This is a genomic window from Serratia sp. L9 (assembly GCF_050632285.1).
In the GTDB taxonomy this organism is placed as follows: domain Bacteria; phylum Pseudomonadota; class Gammaproteobacteria; order Enterobacterales; family Enterobacteriaceae; genus Chania.
Genome location: NZ_CP192591.1, coordinates 1583876 through 1599308 on the forward strand (window position 1 = coordinate 1583876; position 15433 = coordinate 1599308).

The window sequence follows — 15433 nt, forward strand, 5'->3', positions numbered from 1 at the left end:
TATGACGATGGCGAAACTGCATGATTACTACAAAGACGAGGTAGTCAAACAACTGATGTCTCAGTTTGATTACAACTCTGTCATGCAAGTCCCTCGGGTCGAGAAGATCACCCTGAATATGGGTGTTGGTGAAGCGATCGCTGACAAGAAACTGCTGGATAATGCAGCAGCTGACTTGGCAGCAATCTCCGGTCAAAAGCCGTTTATCACCAAAGCACGCAAATCTGTTGCAGGCTTCAAAATCCGCCAGGGCTATCCGATCGGCTGTAAAGTAACTCTGCGTGGCGAACGCATGTGGGAGTTCTTTGAGCGTCTGATTTCCATTGCTGTTCCACGTATCCGTGACTTCCGTGGCTTGTCCGCTAAGTCATTCGATGGCCGTGGTAACTACAGCATGGGTGTGCGTGAGCAAATCATCTTCCCAGAAATCGACTACGACAAAGTCGATCGCGTTCGTGGTTTGGATATTACCATTACCACTACTGCGAAATCTGATGATGAAGGCCGCGCGCTGTTGGCTGCTTTTAACTTCCCGTTCCGCAAGTAAGGCAGGGTTACTGATGGCTAAGCAATCAATGAAAGCACGCGAAGTCGTTCGCGTGAAACTGGCTGACAAGTACCGCGCGAAACGCGAGGAATTGAAAGCTATCATTTCTGGTGTGAACTCATCCGACGAAGATCGTTGGGATGCTGTTCTCAAGCTGCAAACTCTGCCGCGTGATTCCAGCCCGTCTCGTCAGCGTAAACGCTGCCGCCAAACTGGCCGTCCACATGGTTATGTGGGCAAATTCGGGTTGAGCCGTATCAAGCTACGTGAAGCCGCTATGCGCGGTGAAGTACCAGGCTTGAAAAAGGCTAGCTGGTAATTACCAATTGAATCACGGGAGTAAAGACAGATGAGCATGCAAGATCCGATCGCGGATATGCTGACCCGTATCCGTAACGGTCAAGCCGCGAACAAAGTTGCGGTCACCATGCCTTCCTCCAAGCTGAAAGTGGCAATTGCCAACGTGCTGAAGGAAGAAGGTTTTATTGAAGATTTCAAAGTCGAAGGCGATGCCAAGCCTGTTCTGGAACTGGTACTGAAGTACTTCCAGGGCAAGGCAGTGGTAGAAAGCATTCAGCGTATCAGTCGTCCAGGTTTGCGCATCTATAAGAAAAAGATGAGCTGCCAAAAGTTATGGCCGGTCTGGGTATCGCTGTTATTTCTACCTCTAAAGGTGTTATGACCGATCGTGCAGCTCGCCAAGCTGGTCTTGGTGGCGAGATTATCTGCTACGTAGCTTAATTCGGGAGGAAAGAATGTCTCGTGTTGCAAAAGCACCCGTCGTCATTCCTGCCGGCGTAGAGGTAAAACTCAACGGTCAGGTTATTTCGATTAAGGGTAAGAACGGCGAGCTGACTCGTACAGTCCATGACGCCGTTGAAGTGAAGCAAGAAGCTAATGCACTGACTTTCGCACCGCGCGAAGGTTTTGCCAACGCATGGGCCCTCGCGGGTACCACGCGCGCTCTGCTGAACGCAATGGTTGTCGGTGTTACCGAAGGCTTCACCAAGAAGCTTCAACTGGTAGGTGTTGGTTATCGTGCTGCCGTTAAAGGCAACGTGGTGAATTTAGCCCTGGGCTTCTCTCACCCAATCGATCACCAGCTGCCAGCAGGTATTACTGCTGAATGTCCAAGCCAAACTGAAATCGTGCTGAAAGGCGCTGATAAGCAGGCTATTGGCCAGGTTGCTGCAGATCTGCGTGCCTACCGCCGTCCTGAGCCATACAAAGGCAAGGGTGTCCGTTACGCCGACGAAGTCGTGCGTACCAAAGAGGCTAAGAAGAAGTAAGGTAACACTATGGATAAGAAATCTGCTCGTATCCGTCGTGCGACCCGCGCACGCCGTAAGCTCAAAGAACTGGGTGCAACCCGCCTGGTGGTACATCGTACCCCGCGTCATATTTACGCACAGGTAATTGCTCCAAATGGTTCTGAAGTACTGGTAGCCGCTTCTACTGTAGAAAAAGCTATCAGTGAGCAACTGAAGTACTCCGGTAACAAAGACGCAGCAGCAGCCGTAGGTAAAGCTCTGGCTGAGCGCGCGTTGGAAAAAGGGATTGCGAAAGTATCCTTTGACCGTTCCGGTTTCCAATATCATGGTCGAGTCCAGGCACTGGCAGATGCTGCCCGTGAAGCTGGCCTTCAGTTCTAAGGAAGAGGTTTAAGATGGCTCACATCGAAAAACAAGCTGGCGAACTGCAGGAAAAGCTGATCGCGGTAAACCGCGTATCTAAAACCGTAAAAGGTGGCCGTATTTTCAGCTTTACCGCACTGACAGTTGTTGGTGATGGTAACGGTCGCGTTGGTTTTGGCTACGGCAAAGCACGCGAAGTTCCAGCAGCGATCCAGAAAGCGATGGAAAAAGCCCGTCGCAACATGATGAATGTCGCGCTGAACAGCGGCACCCTGCAGCATCCTGTTAAAGGTGCTCATACGGGTTCCCGTGTGTTCATGCAGCCAGCTCATGAAGGTACCGGTATCATCGCGGGTGGTGCAATGCGCGCCGTTCTCGAAGTTGCTGGGGTGCACAACGTATTGGCTAAAGCTTATGGTTCCACCAACCCGATCAACGTGGTTCGTGCAACTATCGACGCTTTGGCAAATATGAAGTCTCCTGAAATGGTCGCTGCCAAGCGTGGTAAATCCGTTGCAGACATTCTGGGGTAATTGACCATGGCTAAGACTATCAAAGTTACACAAGTTCGCAGCTCCATTGGCCGTCTGCCGAAGCATAAAGCTACACTGCTCGGTCTGGGTCTGCGTCGTATTGGTCACACTGTAGAGCGCGAGGATACTCCTGCTGTACGCGGTATGATCAACCTGGTTTCCTACATGGTTAAAGTTGAGGAGTAACAGATGCGTTTAAATACTCTGTCTCCGGCTGAAGGTGCCAAGCATGCGCCGAAGCGTGTAGGTCGTGGTATTGGTTCTGGCCTGGGTAAAACCGCTGGTCGTGGTCACAAAGGTCAGAACTCTCGTTCTGGTGGTGGCGTACGTCGTGGTTTTGAAGGTGGTCAGATGCCTTTATATCGTCGTTTGCCGAAATTCGGCTTCACCTCTCGCAAAGCTATGATCACGGCAGAAGTTCGTCTGTCTGAACTGGCTCTTGTTGAAGGCGACGTAATCGACCTGAACACGCTGAAAGCCGCTAACGTTGTTGGTACCCAGATCGAGTTCGCGAAAGTTATGCTTTCTGGCGAAATCGCTCGTCCGGTTACTCTGCGTGGTCTGCGTGTCACCAAAGGCGCTCGTGCTGCTATCGAAGCTGCTGGCGGTAAAATTGAGGAATAAGTAGCAGATGGCTAAGCAACCAGGATTAGATTTTCAAAGTGCTAAAGGCGGACTCGGCGAGCTGAAGCGCAGACTTTTGTTTGTTATCGGCGCGCTGATTGTTTTCCGCATCGGCTCTTTTATTCCGATTCCTGGTATCGATGCCACTGTGCTTGCCAAATTGCTCGAGCAGCAGAGGGGCACTATCATTGAAATGTTTAACATGTTCTCTGGTGGTGCTCTCAGCCGTGCTTCTATCTTCGCTCTGGGGATCATGCCGTATATTTCGGCGTCGATCATTATCCAGCTATTAACGGTGGTTCACCCAGCGTTAGCAGAAATCAAGAAAGAAGGGGAGGCTGGCCGTCGCAAGATTAGCCAGTACACCCGTTACGGTACGCTGGTATTAGCCATATTCCAGTCGATCGGTATTGCTACCGGTCTTCCGAATATGCCTGGTATGCAGGGCCTGGTGTTAAATCCAGGCTTTGCATTCTACTTTACTGCGGTAGTGAGTCTGGTCACCGGGACAATGTTCCTGATGTGGCTGGGTGAGCAGATTACTGAACGTGGTATCGGTAACGGTATCTCGATCATTATCTTCGCGGGTATTGTGGCGGGTCTTCCGCCGGCAGTTGGCCATACTATTGAGCAAGCTCGGCAAGGCGACCTGCACTTCCTCCTGTTGCTGTTGGTTGCAGTATTAGTGTTTGCAGTAACCTTCTTCGTTGTTTTCATCGAACGTGGTCAACGTCGTATCGTCGTTAACTATGCGAAACGTCAACAAGGTCGTCGAGTTTACGCAGCACAGAGCACACACTTACCGTTGAAAGTGAACATGGCAGGGGTTATCCCGGCAATCTTCGCTTCCAGCATTATTCTGTTCCCTGCCACGATTGCATCATGGTTTGGGGGCGGTACCGGTTGGAACTGGCTGACAACGATTTCGCTGTATTTGCAGCCTGGGCAACCGCTTTATGTGTTACTCTATGCGTCTGCAATCATCTTCTTCTGTTTCTTCTACACGGCGTTGGTTTTCAACCCGCGTGAAACAGCAGATAACCTGAAGAAGTCCGGTGCCTTCGTACCAGGAATTCGTCCGGGAGAGCAAACGGCGAAGTATATCGATAAAGTAATGACGCGTTTAACCCTGGTGGGCGCGATGTACATTACTTTCATCTGCCTGATCCCGGAGTTCATGCGTGATGCGATGAAAGTACCATTCTACTTTGGTGGTACCTCGCTACTGATCGTTGTTGTCGTCATCATGGACTTTATGGCTCAAGTGCAAACTCTGATGATGTCAAGTCAGTACGAGTCTGCATTGAAGAAAGCAAACCTGAAAGGCTATAACCGCTAATCTGGTGCGTTTGAGAAGTTACGGAGAGTAAAAATGAAAGTTCGTGCTTCCGTCAAGAAATTATGTCGTAACTGCAAAATCGTTAAGCGTAACGGTGTCGTTCGTGTGATTTGCAGCGCCGAGCCGAAGCATAAACAGCGTCAAGGCTGATTATCTCGCATATTTTTCTTGCAAAGTTGGGTTGAGCTGGCTAGATTAGCCAGCCAATCTTTTGTATGTAGCTGCAACATTATTTGAGTATCCTGAAAACGGGCTTTTCAGAATGGTGTTGCCGTAAAAATTAGTAGGAGTGCATAGTGGCCCGTATAGCAGGCATTAACATTCCTGATCATAAACATACCGTTATCGCGTTAACGTCGATCTTCGGAATCGGCAAAACTCGTTCACAGTCTATCTGTGCTACAACGGGTATTGCTGAAAATGTTAAGATCAGTGAGCTGTCTGAAGAGCAAATTGAACAACTGCGTGAAGCGGTTGCCAAATTCACTGTTGAAGGTGATTTGCGTCGTGAAGTTACCCTGAGCATCAAGCGTCTGATGGATCTTGGTACATACCGTGGTTTGCGTCATCGTCGTGGTCTGCCAGTGCGCGGTCAGCGTACTAAGACCAACGCACGTACCCGTAAGGGTCCGCGTAAACCGATCAAGAAATAATCGGGGTGATTGAATAATGGCAAAGGCACCTGTTCGTACACGTAAGCGTGTAAGAAAACAAGTCTCTGACGGCGTGGCTCATATCCATGCTTCTTTCAACAACACCATTGTGACTATTACCGATCGTCAGGGTAATGCTTTGGGTTGGGCAACTGCCGGTGGTTCCGGTTTCCGTGGTTCTCGTAAGTCAACTCCGTTTGCAGCTCAGGTTGCAGCCGAACGTTGTGCTGACGCAGTAAAAGAATACGGTATCAAGAACCTGGAAGTTATGGTTAAAGGACCTGGTCCTGGTCGTGAGTCTACTATCCGCGCTCTGAACGCGGCTGGTTTCCGCATCACTAATATTACTGATGTGACTCCGATCCCTCATAACGGTTGTCGTCCGCCGAAAAAGCGTCGCGTGTAACGCCCCTGCTTTTCGGATTGTTGGAGAAAGAAAATGGCAAGATATTTGGGTCCTAAGCTCAAGCTTAGCCGCCGCGAGGGCACAGACCTGTTCCTGAAGTCTGGCGTTCGCGCGATAGATTCAAAATGCAAAATTGAACAACCACCTGGTCAACATGGTGCGCGTAAACCGCGTCTGTCTGACTACGGTGTGCAGTTGCGTGAAAAGCAAAAAGTTCGCCGTATGTACGGTGTTCTGGAGCGTCAATTCCGTAACTATTACAAAGCAGCAACCCGCCTGAAAGGTAACACTGGTGAAAACCTGTTAGCCCTTCTGGAAGGTCGTCTGGACAACGTAGTTTACCGTATGGGCTTCGGCGCCACTCGTGCAGAATCACGTCAGTTGGTTAGCCACAAAGCAGTTATGGTAAATGGTCGCGTTGTTAACATCGCTTCTTATCAGGTATCTCCGAATGACGTAGTCAGCATCCGCGAGAAAGCTAAAAAGCAGTCTCGTGTTAAGGCTTCTCTGGAGCTGGCTGAGCAGCGTGAAAAGCCGACTTGGCTGGAAGTTGATGCTGCGAAGATGGAAGGTGTGTTCAAACGTATTCCTGAACGTACTGATCTGTCCGCCGACATTAACGAACACCTGATCGTCGAGCTTTACTCCAAGTAAGGCTTGAGTTTCAAAGAGAGGACACAATGCAGGGTTCTGTGACAGAGTTTCTAAAACCGCGCCTGGTAGATATCGAGCAAGTCAGTTCGACGCACGCCAAGGTGACCCTTGAGCCTTTAGAGCGTGGCTTTGGCCATACTCTTGGCAACGCACTGCGCCGTATTCTGCTTTCATCTATGCCGGGTTGCGCGGTGACCGAGGTTGAGATTGATGGTGTACTACATGAGTACAGCACCAAAGAAGGCGTACAGGAAGATATCCTGGAGATCCTGCTCAACCTGAAAGGGCTGGCGGTGAGAGTTCAAGGGAAAGATGAAGTTATCCTTACCCTGAATAAATCTGGCATTGGCCCTGTGACCGCTGCCGATATCACCCATGATGGTGATGTCGAAATCGTCAAGCCGCAGCACGTTATCTGCCACCTGACCGATGAAAACGCTGCTATTAGCATGCGTATCAAAGTTCAGCGCGGTCGTGGTTATGTGCCGGCTTCTGCCCGAATTCATTCGGAAGAAGATGAGCGCCCGATTGGTCGTCTGTTGGTTGACGCCTGCTATAGCCCTGTAGAGCGTATTGCCTACAATGTTGAAGCAGCGCGTGTAGAACAGCGTACTGACCTGGACAAGCTGGTAATCGAAATGGAAACCAATGGCACGATCGATCCTGAAGAGGCGATCCGCCGTGCGGCAACCATTCTGGCTGAACAACTGGAAGCTTTCGTTGACTTACGTGATGTACGTCAGCCGGAAGTGAAAGAAGAGAAACCAGAGTTTGATCCGATCCTGCTGCGCCCTGTTGACGATCTGGAATTGACTGTCCGCTCTGCTAACTGCCTCAAGGCAGAAGCTATCCACTACATCGGTGATCTGGTACAGCGTACCGAGGTTGAGCTGTTGAAAACGCCTAACCTGGGTAAAAAATCTCTTACTGAGATTAAAGATGTGCTGGCCTCCCGTGGTTTGTCACTGGGCATGCGCCTGGAAAACTGGCCACCGGCAAGCATTGCTGACGAGTAACCGGATCACAGGTTAAGGTTTTACTGAGAAGGATAAGGTCATGCGCCATCGTAAGAGTGGTCGTCAACTGAACCGTAACAGCAGCCATCGCCAGGCTATGTTCCGTAACATGGCCGGCTCTTTGGTTCGTCATGAAATCATCAAGACGACCCTGCCAAAAGCGAAAGAGCTGCGTCGCGTTGTTGAGCCGCTGATTACTCTTGCCAAGACCGACAGCGTAGCTAATCGTCGTCTGGCATTCGCCCGTACTCGTGATAACGAGATCGTGGCAAAACTGTTTAACGAGCTAGGCCCGCGTTTCGCGAGCCGTGCCGGTGGTTACACTCGCATTCTGAAGTGTGGCTTCCGCGCAGGCGACAACGCGCCGATGGCATACATCGAGCTGGTTGATCGTGCTGAGTCTCAAGCAGAAGTGGCAACTGCAGAGTAATCTGTAGACGCGTAAAAAAACCGGGCTTGCCCGGTTTTTTTACATCTGCCACAGAGCAAATATGCTTTTCCCCCGACCACGGTCAAATCCCTCCTTATATCCGCTATGCTAAGGCTACAATCTGTTCGGCTGTATGTTTGCTGGATATTTATTTGTTGCCATATTCCTGATGCTCTGAAAGTACGTTTTTTTGTTAAAGTGTTGATGAAGCGTTGCTTGTGGTATGTGGGCTTATATAGAGAATATTAAAAGACGCTAAGTAATAAATTCCCTTCGGAGGAGTCGCTATGCTCAAGATTGGTCAATTAGCCAAACTTGCCGATGTAACACCAGATACGGTGCGGTATTACGAAAAGCAGGGCATGATGGATCATAATGTCCGTACGGAAGGTGGCTATCGTTTGTATAACGATCAGGATTTGCAGCGCCTGCGTTTCATTCGTTATGCCAAGCAGTTAGGCTTTACGCTGGAGACTATCGCGGAGCTATTATCGATCCGTGTAGATCCAGAACATCATACTTGCCAGGAATCTAAATCTATCGTTGATGCACGCTTGCGTGAGGTTGAAGATAGATTGACTGAATTAACCAGAATGCGGGAATCGCTTAAACGACTCAGCGATGCCTGTTGCGGGAGCGCTCACGCCAGCAATTATTGTTCTATCCTGGAGGCGCTGGAGCAGGGAGCGAGTGAAGAGAAAACAAAAAGCGCGGTTTGAATGCTCGCGGGCTTTAATTTTGACCTTTCCAGCAGTATTATCAGCGCGGTTATTATCATCAACTAAAGGAAGACTATTATGACCAAATACCGCCATACCAAAGGCCAGATACAGGACAATGCCATTGAGGCGTTGCTACACGATCCTCTCTTCCGCCAACGCATTGAGAAGAACAATAAAGGGAAGGGCAGCTACCAGCGTAAGAGCAAACACGCAAAAGGGGGTAACTGGGAGGCCAGTGGTAAATTATCCAACAGCAATTTACCACTGGCCTTCTGGTTTTAAGTCACAAAAAAGCCATCTCGCAAGATGGCTTACTTTATTATAAAGAACCAATTACAGTTTTGGTTGCTGTTGCTGGCTCAGCAGGTCGCGGATTTCGGTTAATAGCTTCTCTTCTGCCGTTGGTGCTGGCGGTGCAGCCGGCTCCTCAACTTCTTTACGGCGCATTTTGTTCATTAATTTGATTGCCATAAAGATAGCGAAGGCGACAATGACGAAATCGAAAATATTCTGCAAGAACGAACCGTAATTCATCACAACGGCCGGAATATTGTCCTTGGCTTCACGCAATACCAGATGGAACTGTTTGAAATCGACTCCCCCTAGCAGCATACCCAATGGCGGCATGATGATATCGGCAACCAAAGAGGAAACGATTTTACCGAATGCAGCCCCAATGATCACACCGACTGCCAGATCGACCACGTTGCCACGCATGGCAAACTCGCGGAACTCTTTTAACATACCCATCAGAACACCCCTTAAGAAATTGATAACACAAGTTTAACAAAGCAACGTCCCTTTGACATAATGAGTATAGAAAAGTTTTGCGTTTTTCCTATCTCAGCAGCCGATGATATGCCAGAAGCATTCACATGATTAATGTGTCTACAGGAAGAACGGGCTTGGTTGGAACAGGCGCTCAACGTCCGGTACAAACTTCTTATCGGTAATAAACATGATGACGTGGTCGCCTTGCTGAATTCTGCTATTGCCACTGGCAATAATCACATCATCACCGCGTACAATGGCGCCAATGGTGGTGCCTGGCGGTAATTTGATTTCTTCCACCTTGCGGCCTACCACTTTGGAAGTGCTTTCATCACCGTGAGCAATAGCCTCGATGGCTTCGGCAACCCCTCTGCGCAATGAGGAGACGCTGACAATATCGGCTTTACGCACGTGGCCCAGCAGTGCAGAGATTGTGGCTTGCTGTGGCGAAATAGCGATATCAATCACGCTGCCTTGCACCAAGTCGACATAGGCGCGGCGCTGGATCAACACCATGACCTTCTTGGCCCCCATGCGTTTGGCCAACATGGCAGACATGATATTGGCTTCATCATCGTTGGTGATAGCTATAAATACGTCCACCTGCTCAACATGTTCTTCAGCCAACAGTTCCTGATCGGAGGCATCACCGTAAAACACAATAGTGTCGTGTAACTGTTCTGCCAGATCGGCAGCTCGTTGTTGGTTTCGCTCAATCAACTTCACGTTGTATGACTTTTCCAACCGCTGCGCCAGCCCTGCACCAACGTTACCACCACCGACTATCATGATACGCTTATACGGTTTTTCAAGGCGTTGCAGCTCACTCATTACCGCGCGAATATGTTGGGATGCAGCCACGAAGAAGACTTCATCCCCTGCTTCGATGATGGTCGAACCCTGCGGCCGAATTGGCCGATCCTGTCGAAAAATGGCAGCCACACGTGTATCAATATGCGGCATATGCTCGCGCATAGAAGACAGGGCATTACCCACCAGTGGGCCACCATAATAAGCTTTGACCGCGGCGATGCTGACTTTACCTTCGGCAAAGTTGACCACCTGTAACGCACCGGGATATTCGATTAATTTATAGATGTAATCGATGACCAACTGCTCTGGTGAAATCAAGTGGTCGATCGGCACAGCTTCCGGATGGAATAACTTCTCTGATTCGCGGATATAATCCGGTGCCCGGATCCTGGCAATTCTGTTCGGGGTATTAAACAGCGAATAGGCAATCTGGCAGGCAACCATATTGGTTTCATCAGAATTGGTGACGGCTACCAGCATATCGGCATCTTCGGCACCAGCTTCGCGCAATACGCGGGGATGAGAACCGTGCCCTTGAACGACTCGCAGGTCAAACTTGTCTTGCAGTTGGCGCAAACGCCCGGTGTCAGTATCGACAACGGTAATATCGTTATTTTCGCCAACCAGGTTCTCCGCCAGTGTTCCGCCCACCTGACCAGCGCCAAGAATAATTATTTTCATCGAATTCTCTGCTCGATCTGCAACGGCCGCAGCCGATAGTTGAGAGCACCGATAACAAAGGTACCCTCTTACACTTATATTTTAATCAGCTTAGCGTAAAAGAAACCATCGCCATCCTCAGGATGAGGAAGATTCTGTTTACCAGGTGATTGGATATCGCCAGTTTCAACCAGCTTGGCATCATTGTGGCGTTGCAAGAATGCGGCTATCTGCTCATTGTTTTCTTGCGGCAAAATGGAACAGGTTGCATAGACTAACACGCCACCAGGCTTCAGGCGTGGCCAGATAGCCTCTAGAATTTCGCCCTGCAAGGCTGCCAACTCCGCGATATCACTTTCACGGCGCAACCACTTAATGTCGGGATGACGGCGAATAACACCGGTGGCGGAGCAGGGAGCATCCAGCAGAATACGATCAAACATTTTGTCGCCACACCATTGCTGTGGTGTCCGGCCGTCACCTTGCCGAACTTCTGCGTGCTGCCGCAAGCGTTGCAGGTTCTCTTTCACGCGGCTCAAACGTTGTTCATCAATATCTACGGCCATAACTTGGGCCTTGGGGGCAGCTTCAAGAATGTGGGTAGTTTTTCCGCCCGGGGCCGCGCACAGATCGAGGATCTGTTCGCCATCCTGTGGATCCAGCAGATCAACACAGCCTTGGGCCGAAGCATCCTGTACGGTCACCCAACCTTCTGCAAAGCCAGGTAAATCTGTCACAGCGCAAGGTGAAAGCAAACGCACGGCATCGCGATATTCTTGATGAGGTTCGGCAGCAATACCCGCTTGCTGCATCAACTGCAGATAATCTTCGCGTGTGTGGTGTAAACGATTGACGCGTAACCACATGGGAGGTTTCTGGTTGTTGGCATCAACAATTTGCTCCCACTGGGCAGGGTAAGCATGTCTGATGCGTTTAAGCAGCCAGCTTGGGTGCAGATAGCGGCTTTCGTTATTGGCTGCACGCGCTAACAACTCTTCCTGCTGGCGTTGGAACTGTCTCAGCACGCCATTTATCAACCCTTTCAGCTGTGGGCGCTTCAAAGCGACGGCGCCTTCTACCGTTTCTGCCAACACCGCGTGGGGGAATGCGGGTATATAACAACTGATAAAGTCCAACCATCAGCAAATAGTGCAACGTGCGCTGTTTGCCGGTCATTGGTTTTGCCATCAGTTGCTGAATACACCATTCGAGTTGCGGTAACACGCGCAGCGTACCAAAACAAAGCTCCTGCAATAACGCCCGGTCTTTGTCAGAAATGTTCTTTTGTAATACCGGCAAAATGGTGCTGAGTGATTGCCCCTGATCCAGAACCTGGCCGATGGCTTTGGCTGCAATGCTGCGGAGATTGTAATTATTTTTCATAGGCTGAAGCTGATAACGATCGGCATTAAGAAAGAAACAGCCCGGCATAGGCAGCCGGGCAATAGGTGTGGTTTATAACCGGTTACCCGGTATGAACCATTCGCGACGTGAATTCAGTAAATCCTGCGCCGACATTGGCTTTTTACCCGCAGGCTGTAATTGCGTCATGTTCAGAATACCTTCTGCAGTGGCAACCTGAATGCCGTGCTTGTCGGCATGCACGATGGTACCTGGTTCTGCGTTGGCGGTTTCGGAAATAACGGTTGCCTGCCAGACTTTCACTGGCTGATCTTCAATGGTGAAATAGCTGATTGGCCACGGGTTGAACGCTCGGATACAGCGCTCCAGCTGTTCAGCAGAAAGGCCCCAGTCGAGACGGGCTTCTTCCTTACTCAATTTTTCTGCGTAGGTAACCAGTGCTTCATCTTGGACTTCCCGCTTGATCGTTCCGGCGGCTAATTGTTGCAAAGTAGCCTGCAACCCTTTTGGCCCCAACTCAGCCAGCTTATTGTACAGGCTGGCACTGGTATCTGTGGCTTCGATTGGACAAGCGATTTTATGCATCATGTCGCCAGTATCAAGACCCACGTCCATCTGCATGATCGTCACGCCGGTTTCGCTGTCACCTGCCCATAAAGCACGTTGGATCGGGGCAGCACCACGCCAGCGTGGTAGAAGAGAACCATGAACGTTGATGCAACCCAGGCGCGGCATATCCAGCACGGCTTTTGGCAGAATAAGGCCATAGGCAACCACGACCATAACGTCTGCATTGAGATCGGCCACCAGATGCTGATTTTCTTGCGGACGCAGAGATTTAGGCTGAAAAACGGGGATTTGGTGTTGTTCGGCCAATACTTTAACCGGGCTTGGCGTCAGTTTGTTTCCACGGCCAGCCGGGCGATCGGGCTGAGTGAATACTCCTACAATCTGGTGCCCAGATGACAACAGCGCGTCTAGGTGACGCGCTGCGAAGTCCGGAGTGCCGGCAAAAATAATCCGTAAAGAGTCAGACACGTTGATTTCCTGATCGGTTAGGCGCGAGCTTCAAGCTTGGCCATTTTTTCCAGTTTCTGACGGATACGCTGGCGTTTCAGAGGCGAGAGGTAATCGACAAACAACTTGCCAACCAGATGGTCCATTTCATGCTGGATACAGATAGCCAGCAGATCATCGGCCTCAAGTTCAAAAGGTTGTCCTTCACGATCAAGAGCGCGGATCTTCACTTTCTCTGCGCGTGGCACCAGCGCACGTTGCTCAGGAATGGAAAGACAGCCTTCTTCGATACCGGTTTCACCGCTCTTTTCCAGCAGTTCCGGGTTGATCAACACCAGGCGTTGATCGCGATTTTCAGAAACATCGATGACGATAATGCGCTGATGAATATCCACCTGTGTCGCAGCCAAGCCAATGCCTTCCTCTGCGTACATGGTTTCAAACATATCATCCACGATGCGCTGGATATCTGCATTGACTTCTTTTACCGGGGCCGCAATTTTGCGTAGCCGCTCGTCTGGGAAATGTAATACCTGCAAGACTGACATATATCTTTAGATCTGTATCCGAGTGATAAAGGGTGATTAGTATCTATTCTAGACATTTCTTGGCCTGATTGACAGCATCCATACCCAATTGCACGAATTGGTAATACCCATAATTAGCGAGGGAATGCAGGATGCAGCCAGAAGAAATCGGTTTACGTATGCATGCGGTGACAGGGATAAACGCGCAGCGGGCCAGCCATATTATCAAGCAACTGATTACTGAAAGTGGCGATCCTTACCCGTTGCTAAGGCCATTGGGGTTGAATGACAAACAATGTACACAGTTCCAGAAGGGGCATGGGCAGTATCTAAAAGCCACGCTTAAGTGGCTGGAACAACCGGGGAACCAGATGGTGCTTTACGGTGAACCGGGTTTCCCCGAATCCTTGCTGCATATCGATGATGCGCCGTTATTACTGATGATAAAGGGCGATATTACGGCTTTACAGCTACCGCAGATCGCCATGGTCGGTAGCCGCCAGTTCAGCCACTATGGTGAACATTGGGGCACTTATTTTGCTACCGGTCTAGTCCATTGCGGCTTTGCCGTAACCAGCGGCCTGGCCATGGGTATTGATGGCTTCTGCCACCGTGCAGCATTAGCCGCTCAGGGGATTACGGTTGCCGTGCTGGGTAGCGGCCTGGCAAATATTTACCCGCGTCGGCACCGGCATCTTGCTGAACACATCATTGAGCGAGGGGGGCCGTTATTTCGGAGTATTTAGTGACGGATTTACCCTTGGCTGAGCATTTTCCACGCCGTAATCGTATTATCAGCGGGTTAAGTGTGGGGGTTGTGGTCATAGAGGCTTCTTTGCGTAGCGGGTCACTGATTACCGCCCGCTACGCGTTGGAACAAGGACGCGAAGTGTTTGCATTGCCGGGCGCGTTAGGGAATCCAATGAGCGAAGGAACGCATTGGCTGATCCAGCAGGGAGCCAGCCTGGTGACCGGGCCAAAAGATATCGCGGAACAGCTGGGAAGTGGCCTGAGTTGGTTGCGTGTGAGCGAAAATACAACTATTTCTGCATCAGAGGCTCAAGTTGAATTGCCATTTGCTGATGTGTTGGCTAACGTAGGAGATGAGGTGACACCTGTTGACGTCGTCGCTGAACGTGCCGGCCAACCTGTGCCAGAGGTGGTAATCAAGTTACTCGATCTGGAGTTAGCAGGGTGGATCGCAGCTGTACCCGGCGGCTATGTCCGAATTAGGAGGGCAGGCCATGTTCGACGTACTCATGTATTTGTTTGAAACTTATATCCACAATGAGCCAGAGATGCGGGTTGACCAAGATACCTTGACCGACGATCTTGCCGAAGCAGGATTTGACCGAGATGATATCTTCAATGCATTGAATTGGCTCGAAAAGCTTGCAGACCTCCAGGAAGGTGAGAATGCACCTTATTTTATGGATGCCGATCCGTTGGCTATGCGGATCTACACCGAAGAAGAGGGCGTGCGTTTAGATGCCAGTTGCCGTGGTTTTCTCCTGTTCCTAGAACAGATTCAGGTATTGAACCTCGAAACCCGTGAAATGGTTATCGATCGTGTTATGGCGTTAGATAATACGGAATTCGATCTCGAAGATCTGAAATGGGTCGTGTTGATGGTGTTGTTCAATATCCCTGGGTATGAGAGCGCTTATCAGCAGATGGAAGAACTGTTATTTGAAGTAAACGAAGGTTACTTGCACTGAGCCGGTA

21 protein-coding genes and 3 pseudogenes are annotated in these 15433 nt (G+C 50.1%); 19 read left to right on the forward strand and 5 right to left on the reverse strand.

What is annotated here, in order from left to right:
• The first annotated feature begins 7 nt into the window (after positions 1–7).
• The 17 genes and pseudogenes from rplE to ACQ86O_RS07500 all read left to right on the forward strand — a co-directional run bounded on the left by rplE (position 8) and on the right by ACQ86O_RS07500 (position 8840).
• Complete coding sequence (gene rplE / locus ACQ86O_RS07420) at positions 8–547, forward strand: 50S ribosomal protein L5 (protein ID WP_004951155.1); 540 nt, start codon at positions 8–10, stop codon at positions 545–547.
• A gap of 13 nt (positions 548–560) precedes the next feature.
• Positions 561–866, forward strand: coding sequence for a 30S ribosomal protein S14 (gene rpsN / locus ACQ86O_RS07425; protein ID WP_037425862.1), 306 nt, complete (start codon positions 561–563; stop codon positions 864–866).
• Between the two features lie 30 nt (positions 867–896).
• A pseudogene (rpsH, locus tag ACQ86O_RS07430) lies at positions 897–1288 on the forward strand (30S ribosomal protein S8).
• A gap of 14 nt (positions 1289–1302) precedes the next feature.
• Positions 1303–1836 carry a 50S ribosomal protein L6 gene (gene rplF / locus ACQ86O_RS07435; RefSeq protein WP_431224708.1) on the forward strand — a complete coding sequence of 178 codons (534 nt, stop codon included), beginning with the start codon at positions 1303–1305 and terminating at the stop codon, positions 1834–1836.
• Between the two features lie 9 nt (positions 1837–1845).
• Positions 1846–2199 carry a 50S ribosomal protein L18 gene (rplR, locus tag ACQ86O_RS07440; RefSeq protein WP_431224709.1) on the forward strand — a complete coding sequence of 118 codons (354 nt, stop codon included), beginning with the start codon at positions 1846–1848 and terminating at the stop codon, positions 2197–2199.
• Positions 2200–2213: 14 nt separating this feature from the next.
• Positions 2214–2714, forward strand: a complete 501-nt coding sequence (gene rpsE, locus ACQ86O_RS07445; RefSeq protein WP_004929747.1) for a 30S ribosomal protein S5 — start codon at positions 2214–2216, stop codon at positions 2712–2714.
• Positions 2715–2720: 6 nt separating this feature from the next.
• Positions 2721–2900 (forward strand): 50S ribosomal protein L30, encoded by a 180-nt coding sequence (gene rpmD / locus ACQ86O_RS07450; RefSeq protein WP_004956161.1) that lies wholly within the window; start codon positions 2721–2723, stop codon positions 2898–2900.
• A gap of 3 nt (positions 2901–2903) precedes the next feature.
• Positions 2904–3338, forward strand: coding sequence for a 50S ribosomal protein L15 (gene rplO, locus ACQ86O_RS07455; RefSeq protein ID WP_020837232.1), 435 nt, complete (start codon positions 2904–2906; stop codon positions 3336–3338).
• 7 nt (positions 3339–3345) lie between these two features.
• Positions 3346–4677 (forward strand): preprotein translocase subunit SecY, encoded by a 1332-nt coding sequence (gene secY / locus ACQ86O_RS07460; protein ID WP_021182218.1) that lies wholly within the window; start codon positions 3346–3348, stop codon positions 4675–4677.
• A gap of 33 nt (positions 4678–4710) precedes the next feature.
• A complete protein-coding gene (gene rpmJ, locus ACQ86O_RS07465; RefSeq protein ID WP_002227352.1) occupies positions 4711–4827 on the forward strand; it encodes a 50S ribosomal protein L36 in 117 nt (38 codons plus the stop codon).
• A gap of 146 nt (positions 4828–4973) precedes the next feature.
• Positions 4974–5330 (forward strand): 30S ribosomal protein S13, encoded by a 357-nt coding sequence (gene rpsM / locus ACQ86O_RS07470; protein WP_380676858.1) that lies wholly within the window; start codon positions 4974–4976, stop codon positions 5328–5330.
• Between the two features lie 16 nt (positions 5331–5346).
• Positions 5347–5736 (forward strand): 30S ribosomal protein S11, encoded by a 390-nt coding sequence (rpsK, locus tag ACQ86O_RS07475; RefSeq protein WP_004929731.1) that lies wholly within the window; start codon positions 5347–5349, stop codon positions 5734–5736.
• A gap of 33 nt (positions 5737–5769) precedes the next feature.
• Positions 5770–6390 (forward strand): 30S ribosomal protein S4, encoded by a 621-nt coding sequence (gene rpsD / locus ACQ86O_RS07480; RefSeq protein ID WP_431224710.1) that lies wholly within the window; start codon positions 5770–5772, stop codon positions 6388–6390.
• A 26-nt stretch (positions 6391–6416) separates the two neighbouring features.
• Positions 6417–7406, forward strand: coding sequence for a DNA-directed RNA polymerase subunit alpha (locus tag ACQ86O_RS07485; protein WP_002919219.1), 990 nt, complete (start codon positions 6417–6419; stop codon positions 7404–7406).
• Positions 7407–7446: 40 nt separating this feature from the next.
• On the forward strand, positions 7447–7836 hold the full coding sequence (gene rplQ, locus ACQ86O_RS07490; RefSeq protein WP_004929726.1) for a 50S ribosomal protein L17: 390 nt from the start codon (positions 7447–7449) through the stop codon (positions 7834–7836).
• 287 nt (positions 7837–8123) lie between these two features.
• On the forward strand, positions 8124–8555 hold the full coding sequence (gene zntR, locus ACQ86O_RS07495) for a Zn(2+)-responsive transcriptional regulator (RefSeq protein ID WP_431224711.1): 432 nt from the start codon (positions 8124–8126) through the stop codon (positions 8553–8555).
• Positions 8556–8633: 78 nt separating this feature from the next.
• Positions 8634–8840 (forward strand): alternative ribosome-rescue factor A, encoded by a 207-nt coding sequence (locus ACQ86O_RS07500; RefSeq protein ID WP_431224712.1) that lies wholly within the window; start codon positions 8634–8636, stop codon positions 8838–8840.
• Positions 8841–8891: 51 nt separating this feature from the next.
• On the opposite strand, the gene mscL is transcribed toward ACQ86O_RS07500, so the two are convergent.
• The 5 genes and pseudogenes from mscL to def all read right to left on the reverse strand — a co-directional run bounded on the left by mscL (position 8892) and on the right by def (position 13729).
• Positions 8892–9308, reverse strand: coding sequence for a large-conductance mechanosensitive channel protein MscL (mscL, locus tag ACQ86O_RS07505; protein WP_431224713.1), 417 nt, complete (start codon positions 9306–9308; stop codon positions 8892–8894).
• A 138-nt stretch (positions 9309–9446) separates the two neighbouring features.
• On the reverse strand, positions 9447–10823 hold the full coding sequence (gene trkA / locus ACQ86O_RS07510) for a Trk system potassium transporter TrkA (protein WP_431224714.1): 1377 nt from the start codon (positions 10821–10823) through the stop codon (positions 9447–9449).
• Positions 10824–10897: 74 nt separating this feature from the next.
• Positions 10898–12185, reverse strand: a pseudogene (gene rsmB, locus ACQ86O_RS07515) (16S rRNA (cytosine(967)-C(5))-methyltransferase RsmB).
• A 72-nt stretch (positions 12186–12257) separates the two neighbouring features.
• Entirely contained in the window at positions 12258–13202 is a 945-nt protein-coding gene (gene fmt, locus ACQ86O_RS07520; RefSeq protein WP_431224715.1) for a methionyl-tRNA formyltransferase, read from the reverse strand.
• Positions 13203–13219: 17 nt separating this feature from the next.
• Complete coding sequence (gene def, locus ACQ86O_RS07525; protein WP_431224716.1) at positions 13220–13729, reverse strand: peptide deformylase; 510 nt, start codon at positions 13727–13729, stop codon at positions 13220–13222.
• 131 nt (positions 13730–13860) lie between these two features.
• Here def and dprA point away from each other — a divergent pair.
• A pseudogene (gene dprA, locus ACQ86O_RS07530) lies at positions 13861–14981 on the forward strand (DNA-protecting protein DprA).
• On the forward strand, positions 14953–15426 hold the full coding sequence (smg, locus tag ACQ86O_RS07535) for a DUF494 family protein Smg (protein WP_431224717.1): 474 nt from the start codon (positions 14953–14955) through the stop codon (positions 15424–15426). Before dprA ends, smg begins: the two are co-directional and overlap by 29 nt.
• Positions 15427–15433 lie beyond the last annotated feature (7 nt).

What these genes read in the sequence shown, in the direction of transcription:
- rplE (WP_004951155.1), top strand. Translation starts at nt 8, where the DNA reads ATGGCGAAACTGCATGATTACTACAAAGACGAGGTAGTCAAACAACTG.
- rpsN (WP_037425862.1), top strand. Translation starts at nt 561, where the DNA reads ATGGCTAAGCAATCAATGAAAGCACGCGAAGTCGTTCGCGTGAAACTG.
- rplF (WP_431224708.1), top strand. Translation starts at nt 1,303, where the DNA reads ATGTCTCGTGTTGCAAAAGCACCCGTCGTCATTCCTGCCGGCGTAGAG.
- rplR (WP_431224709.1), top strand. Translation starts at nt 1,846, where the DNA reads ATGGATAAGAAATCTGCTCGTATCCGTCGTGCGACCCGCGCACGCCGT.
- rpsE (WP_004929747.1), top strand. Translation starts at nt 2,214, where the DNA reads ATGGCTCACATCGAAAAACAAGCTGGCGAACTGCAGGAAAAGCTGATC.
- rpmD (WP_004956161.1), top strand. Translation starts at nt 2,721, where the DNA reads ATGGCTAAGACTATCAAAGTTACACAAGTTCGCAGCTCCATTGGCCGT.
- rplO (WP_020837232.1), top strand. Translation starts at nt 2,904, where the DNA reads ATGCGTTTAAATACTCTGTCTCCGGCTGAAGGTGCCAAGCATGCGCCG.
- secY (WP_021182218.1), top strand. Translation starts at nt 3,346, where the DNA reads ATGGCTAAGCAACCAGGATTAGATTTTCAAAGTGCTAAAGGCGGACTC.
- rpmJ (WP_002227352.1), top strand. Translation starts at nt 4,711, where the DNA reads ATGAAAGTTCGTGCTTCCGTCAAGAAATTATGTCGTAACTGCAAAATC.
- rpsK (WP_004929731.1), top strand. Translation starts at nt 5,347, where the DNA reads ATGGCAAAGGCACCTGTTCGTACACGTAAGCGTGTAAGAAAACAAGTC.
- rpsD (WP_431224710.1), top strand. Translation starts at nt 5,770, where the DNA reads ATGGCAAGATATTTGGGTCCTAAGCTCAAGCTTAGCCGCCGCGAGGGC.
- ACQ86O_RS07485 (WP_002919219.1), top strand. Translation starts at nt 6,417, where the DNA reads ATGCAGGGTTCTGTGACAGAGTTTCTAAAACCGCGCCTGGTAGATATC.
- rplQ (WP_004929726.1), top strand. Translation starts at nt 7,447, where the DNA reads ATGCGCCATCGTAAGAGTGGTCGTCAACTGAACCGTAACAGCAGCCAT.
- zntR (WP_431224711.1), top strand. Translation starts at nt 8,124, where the DNA reads ATGCTCAAGATTGGTCAATTAGCCAAACTTGCCGATGTAACACCAGAT.
- ACQ86O_RS07500 (WP_431224712.1), top strand. Translation starts at nt 8,634, where the DNA reads ATGACCAAATACCGCCATACCAAAGGCCAGATACAGGACAATGCCATT.
- mscL (WP_431224713.1), bottom strand. Translation starts at nt 9,308, where the DNA reads ATGGGTATGTTAAAAGAGTTCCGCGAGTTTGCCATGCGTGGCAACGTG.
- trkA (WP_431224714.1), bottom strand. Translation starts at nt 10,823, where the DNA reads ATGAAAATAATTATTCTTGGCGCTGGTCAGGTGGGCGGAACACTGGCG.
- def (WP_431224716.1), bottom strand. Translation starts at nt 13,729, where the DNA reads ATGTCAGTCTTGCAGGTATTACATTTCCCAGACGAGCGGCTACGCAAA.
- smg (WP_431224717.1), top strand. Translation starts at nt 14,953, where the DNA reads ATGTTCGACGTACTCATGTATTTGTTTGAAACTTATATCCACAATGAG.